We start from the raw sequence: 5,535 nt of genomic DNA, 5'->3' as shown, positions 1-5,535 counted from the left end.
TCGGCGTCGCGGTCCGTGTTAGTCTCGGCGGCTGCGCGTTGGCTGGCGCTGTCACGCGCATCCGCGTCTGCGTTGGTTTCGGCGGCAGCGGGACGGCCCATGCCGCCGTCCGCGTCGCCCTTGCCGTCCGTGCCGCCGTCTGCGTCGGCCTCGCCGTCCGCGTTGCCGTCCGCGTTGGTCCTGGCGGCTGTGTGCGGGTCGGCGTTGCTGTCGGTGTCGGCCTCAGCGGCTGTGTGCCGGCCGGCGCTGTCACCCGCGTTCGTGTCTGCGTCGGCCTCGCCGTCCGCGTTGCCGTCCGCATCGGTCCTGGCGGCTGTGTGCGGGTCGGCGTCACCACCCGCATCGGCATCATCAGCGGCTGTGCGTCGGCCGGCGCTGTCACCCGCATCCGCGTCCGCGTCGGTCTCGGCGGCGGTGTGCCGGTCGGCGTCACCACCCGCGTCGGCCTCAGCGGCTGTGGGCCGGCCGGTGTTGCCACCCGTGTCCGCGTCCGCGTCGGTGGTGGTGTGCCGGCCGGCGTTGTCGTCCGCAACGGGGCAGGGCTTCTTGCGACGTCCATACCCGTGCAGAATCCCGGCGGGGGCGGGTGGTTCCCGTGGAGGTGTCAGATCGTCGGGTCTGGGGGTGCCGTGGCGGCGCGGCGGTGGGTGGCGGCGATGAAGAAAGCGGCGGTGAGCAGTGCCGACCAGGCGGCGTCCAGGGCGAACTCGAGCCTGATCCAGTCGTCGCGCAGTTCGGCGACGTCGACGTACACCTCGACCATCTTCCGTGCCACGAGCACGAGGAAGCCGAGCAGTGCGGGCCAGAACGCCCTGCCGAGTCGGCGCCGGAGCGACAGTGTGAGGGCAGCCCCGACGACTCCGGCGACGGCGGGCGGCTCGAACAACAATGTGAACCCGAAGAGGGCGAAGAATGTCTCTGTCATGCGCGGCACCGTAGAAGGCGCCGTCCAGTCACGACCGGAAGGCGGCAGCATGTTCGATCTCACGGGGCGGCGGGCCCTCGTCACGGGGGCGGGGCACGGGATCGGGGCGGCGATCGCGGTGGCGCTCGCCGAGCACGGGGCGGACGTCGTGGTGCACCACGGGCGGTCCGCGGACCGGGCCGCCGCGGTCGTCGAGCGGATCGCGGGGCTGGGGCGGCGGGCCCTGGCGGTGCGGGGCGACGTGACCGACACCGCGGAGGTCGACCGGTTCGTCGGCGAGGCGACGCGGTACCTCGGCGGCCTCGACATCCTCGTCTGCAACGCCGGGCACCTGGTCGGGCGGGTCGCGGTCGCCGACATGAGCGACGAGCACTTCGCGCGGGTCACCGACGTCAACCTCACCGCCACGTTCCGGACCGTGCGGGCGGCGTTGCCGGCGCTGCGGGCGTCCGGGGCCGGTCGGGTCGTCACGATGGCGTCGCTCGCGGCGCACAACGGCGGCGGGCCGGGGGCGGTCGCGTACTCCGCCGCGAAGGCCGGCGTCATCGGACTGACGAAGGGCCTGGCGAAGGAGCTCGCGCCGGACCGGATCACCGTCAACGCCCTCGCTCCCGGCTACATCGGCGACACCGACTTCCACGCCACGTTCAGCACCCCGGAGCGGCGGGCGGCAACCGTGGCGGCGCTGCCGGTGGGCCGTGGCGGGACCGCCGCCGAGGTCGCCGCGGCCGCCGTGTACCTCGCCTCGGCGGAGGCGGGGTTCGTCACCGGCGCCACGGTGGACATCGACGGCGGCGCGTCCCCGCGCTGAGGTCCGCCGGCGTGGCACGCGAGAAGCCGCCCCCGGGAGGGAGCGGCTTCTCAAGAGCGGGCGGGTCAGTGCGCCATGGCGCGAGGGGCGTCGGGGTCGACGTCGAGGGGGCCGGTGCGGAACAGGACGGCCGACACGAGCGCGCACAGGAGGAAGAAGCCGGCGGACCACCAGAACACCGTGTGGTAGCTCTCGATGGCGGCCTGCGCGGCCAGCTGCGGCGTCGGCTTCCTGCCGGCCATGTAGTCGCCGGCGGCGCTCGCCGCGAACGAGCTGAGCAGCGCGGTGCCGATGGACCCGCCGATCTGCTGCGTCGTGTTGATCATCGCGGAGGCGACGCCGGCGTCGGTGTGGACGACGCCGGAGGTGGCGGCGTTCTGGGTCGGGGCGAAGATGAGGCCCATGCCGAGGCCGATGACGAGCAGGCCGGGCAGCACCCCGGTGGCGTACGTGGAGTGCAGGTCGAGCCGGGTCATCAGCAGCAGGCCGGCGCCGGCGGTGAGGGCGCCGAGCGGGACGAGCGGGCGCGGGCCGACCTGCGGGGTGAGGATCGAGCCGGCGGTGGTCGCCGACAGCATGATGGCGGCGAGCATCGGCAGGAACGCGCAGCCGGTCTGGATCGGGGTGAAGCCCAGGACGCCCGTCATGTAGTAGGTGAGGAAGAGGAAGATGCCGAACATCCCGGCGCCGGCGATGCCGACCGCGGCGTAGGAGCCGCCCCGGTTGCGGTCCAGCACGACGCGCAGCGGCAGGAGCGGGTGCTCGACCCGCCGTTCGATGGCGACGAACGCGATGAGGACCAGCACACCGACGATCACCGGGCCGAGGGTCATCGCGTCGCCCCAGCCGTCCGATTCGGCGTTCGCCAGGCCGTACACCAGCGACACCAGGCCGACGACGGCCGTCACCGCACCGGGGACGTCGATGCGGCCGCGGGTCCGGGCGGGTTCGTCGCGCAGCTTGAGCAGGCCGCCGGCGACGGCGAGCGCGGCGATGATGAGGTTGACGTAGAGGCACCAGCGCCACGACGCGTACTCGGTGAGGACGCCGCCGAGGAGGAGGCCGACGGCACCGCCGGCGCCGGAGATCGCGCCGTAGATGCCGAACGCCTTGCCGCGCTCCCTCGGGTCGGGGAACGTGATCGACAGCAGCGACAGCGCGGCCGGGGCGAGCGCGGCGCCGAACGCGCCCTGCAGCGCGCGGGCGACGATGAGCATGGTGAGGCCCTGCGCGGCGCCGCCGAGCGCGGACGCCAGGGCGAAGCCGACCAGGCCGACGAGGAACATCCGCTTGCGGCCGAACAGGTCCGACAGCCGCCCGCCGAGCAGCAGCAGGCTGCCGAACGCGAGCGCGTAGCCGGTGACGACCCACTGCCGGCCGCCGTCGGAGAAGCCGAGGTCCCGCTGCGCGGTGGGCAGCGCGATGTTCACGATGGTGGCGTCGAGGACGACCATGAGCTGCGCCATGGCGAGCACGACGAGCGCCCACCACCGACCGGTCTGCTGTTGCGGCGTCGGTACCGGTGTGCCCGGTCTCGCGCCGGCACGCCTCGCGGCGGGTGCGCGGCGGTCGGTGGTGGTGCTCATGTCGTCTGTCCCCCGGTGCGTCAGAGTTCGGTGTCCACTGCGCATCGGGATCCCGCGGGCGGAGCTGAGCGGCTGTACGGGACGTCACACCCCGTGCCGCTACAGGGCGTCGACCGCGGCGGTGAGCGCGGCCGCGTCGAAGCTGCCCATCGGCAGGGTCGTGGCGAGCCGGTAGCGGACCTCGCCCGCGGCGTCGACGAGCAGGGTGCCGCTGTGCTGGAGCAGCATCGAGCGGGGCAGCCCGGCGGCGTGGTGCGCCTCCGCGCCCGGCGACGCCACCACGCGGACCGGGCCGGCGACCCGGCGGACCCGGGCGGCCTGCGCGTCCTCGCCGGGCACGACGACGACCGGGGTCACCCCGCGGTCGGCGAGCCGCAGCCCGGCCAGCTCCTTGACGTGCCGCAGGCAGACCGCGCAGCTCGCCGCCCGCACGAAGTACACCGCGACGCCGCGCCGGCCGTCCCGCAGCTCCGCGACCGTGATGCCAGGTGCCAGCTCCATGACTCCTCCTATTGGTAACTGAGTTACGTAAATTAGATACGTATCTGAGTTGTGCAGTCAAGGCTCGGGGGGTGCCGTCCTGCCGGTAAGGTGCTGGCATGAGTGAGGCCCCCTCGGCGGCCCCGGCCGCCGGGCACGACCTGGGCGTGCTGCTGGCCGCCTGCTGCGAGCGGCTGGTGCGCAACGTGCTCGGCGAGCTGTCCACCGTCGGCTACGGTCACCTGACCCCGTCGCAGTCGCTCACGCTGCTGTTCATCGGCGACGGCCTCGACACCGTCACCCAGCTCGCCGACCGGCTCGGCATGACCACCCAGGCGATCAGCAAGATCTGCGCGACCCTGCACGCCGAGGGGCTGCTGGAGCGGCAGGCCGGGGGCGCCGACGGTCGCGTGCGGCGCCTGGAGCCCACCGCGGCCGGGGCGCGCGCGGTCGACGCGATGCGCACCGCGGGCGTCGCCGCCGAGCAGGCCTGGGTCGCCCTCGTGGGCGCCGACACCCTCGCCGTGGTGCGGGAGGCCCTGACCGCGTTCGCGTTCGCGCCCGAGACCGCGCGGGTGAGCCCCGTCCACATCCGTTTCGCCTGACCCGCCGTGCCTGACCCGCCGTGCCGGGTCCGCCGTGCCGGGTCCGGCGTTCGTTCGGCGGGGGCCGAACGGTGCCGGCGCTACGTTCGCGGGCATGAGCGACGACGTTCCCGAAGTAGACGGCCGCGACCCTGCCCGCGTGATCGAGGAGGCCGTGGCGCACGCGCTGCGGCTCGCCAGGACCTGGCCCGCGTGGGACGGGCGGCCGATTCCCGCCGGCGACCGGGTGTACACGCCGCACAAGGCCGTCCGCCGCCTCGGTGACCACCTCGTCGACCACCTCGCCGAGCTGGAGGCCCGCCTCGCCGGGGCGCCGCCACCGCCCGACCACTGGCACGCCTCGGCCGTGACCACGCCCGCCGATCTCGCCCCGTTCACCGAGGAGGACTTCGACGAGGCGTACAGCAGACTCCACCGCCTCGGCATGATCTGGGCGCTGCGGCTGCGGTCCCTCGACGACGAGCGGCTCGACCGGGCCGAGGGCGGCGCGTGGACGCTGCGGCAGGTCGCGTTCCACCTCGGCAGCACCTACTACGCAGACGCCGTCGGCGACCTGACGCCACCGGCGTAGGCCTGAAGTACCCCGCGGCGCCGGGTCGGCTCGGTCTGCGGTACCACGCCGGGCTACACCCTGGGGTGGAGGCGGGAATCCACCCGGGGCTCGATGAACGAGGGGCGAGCCGGGCATAGGTTCGGATGTATGCGGAGGATCTGGCGGGGGGCCGGCACGGTGCTGCTGGTCGGGGGCGCGGCGGCGGTGACGACGATGCTGCTGGCGACGGCGCTGTGGGGGCAGCACGACGACCGGTCGTGGCCGTGGCTGCTGTGGGCGGGCGTGAACGGCCTGCTGTGGGACAAGGGCGTGGTCAAGTTCGCCGTCGCCGCGGGTCTCGGGTTCGTCATCGCCGTCCGGGCGGTCGCGCGGCGGGTCCGGCGCACCGACCGCACCGGCCGCACCGCCGCGGAGCCGGGCGTCCCGGCGCGGCCGGACCGGCAGCACGCGGGCTTACGCTGACCCGTTCCGCGGCGGGACCGGTGCACCGGTCCCCCCCCCGGACCGGCCGGGGGGGGGCCGGGGGGGGGGGCGGCGGGGGGGCGGGGGGGGGCGGGGGGGGATGTACGGGGTGG

7 protein-coding genes are annotated in these 5,535 nt (G+C 74.6%); 4 read left to right on the top strand and 3 right to left on the bottom strand.

Going from position 1 to position 5,535, the window contains the following annotated elements; all coding sequences use genetic code 11:
* Positions 1 to 604 precede the first annotated feature (604 nt).
* Positions 605 to 925, bottom strand: coding sequence for a hypothetical protein (locus tag AB0J72_RS54390; protein ID WP_363415689.1), 321 nt, complete (start codon positions 923 to 925; stop codon positions 605 to 607).
* 49 nt (positions 926 to 974) lie between these two features.
* Between AB0J72_RS54390 and fabG the strand changes: the two genes are divergently transcribed.
* On the top strand, positions 975 to 1,736 hold the full coding sequence (gene fabG / locus AB0J72_RS54385; RefSeq protein WP_363415686.1) for a 3-oxoacyl-ACP reductase FabG: 762 nt from the start codon (positions 975 to 977) through the stop codon (positions 1,734 to 1,736).
* A gap of 65 nt (positions 1,737 to 1,801) precedes the next feature.
* On the opposite strand, the gene AB0J72_RS54380 is transcribed toward fabG, so the two are convergent.
* A complete protein-coding gene (locus AB0J72_RS54380; protein ID WP_363415683.1) occupies positions 1,802 to 3,322 on the bottom strand; it encodes a DHA2 family efflux MFS transporter permease subunit in 1,521 nt (506 codons plus the stop codon).
* A 99-nt stretch (positions 3,323 to 3,421) separates the two neighbouring features.
* On the bottom strand, positions 3,422 to 3,823 hold the full coding sequence (locus AB0J72_RS54375) for a redoxin family protein (RefSeq protein WP_363415680.1): 402 nt from the start codon (positions 3,821 to 3,823) through the stop codon (positions 3,422 to 3,424).
* Positions 3,824 to 3,921: 98 nt separating this feature from the next.
* On the opposite strand from AB0J72_RS54375, the gene AB0J72_RS54370 reads away from it, so the two are divergent.
* The 3 genes from AB0J72_RS54370 (at position 3,922) to AB0J72_RS54360 (ending at position 5,422) form a co-directional block, all read left to right on the top strand.
* A complete protein-coding gene (locus AB0J72_RS54370; protein ID WP_363415677.1) occupies positions 3,922 to 4,407 on the top strand; it encodes a helix-turn-helix domain-containing protein in 486 nt (161 codons plus the stop codon).
* A 94-nt stretch (positions 4,408 to 4,501) separates the two neighbouring features.
* A complete protein-coding gene (locus AB0J72_RS54365) occupies positions 4,502 to 4,978 on the top strand; it encodes a hypothetical protein (RefSeq protein ID WP_363415674.1) in 477 nt (158 codons plus the stop codon).
* Positions 4,979 to 5,107: 129 nt separating this feature from the next.
* On the top strand, positions 5,108 to 5,422 hold the full coding sequence (locus tag AB0J72_RS54360) for a hypothetical protein (RefSeq protein ID WP_363415671.1): 315 nt from the start codon (positions 5,108 to 5,110) through the stop codon (positions 5,420 to 5,422).
* Positions 5,423 to 5,535: the final 113 nt, after the last annotated feature.

It is taken from the genome of Dactylosporangium sp. NPDC049742 (genome assembly GCF_040674675.1).
GTDB lineage: Bacteria > Actinomycetota > Actinomycetes > Mycobacteriales > Micromonosporaceae > Dactylosporangium > Dactylosporangium maewongense.
This window is presented reverse-complemented; position numbering and strand designations above follow the sequence as displayed.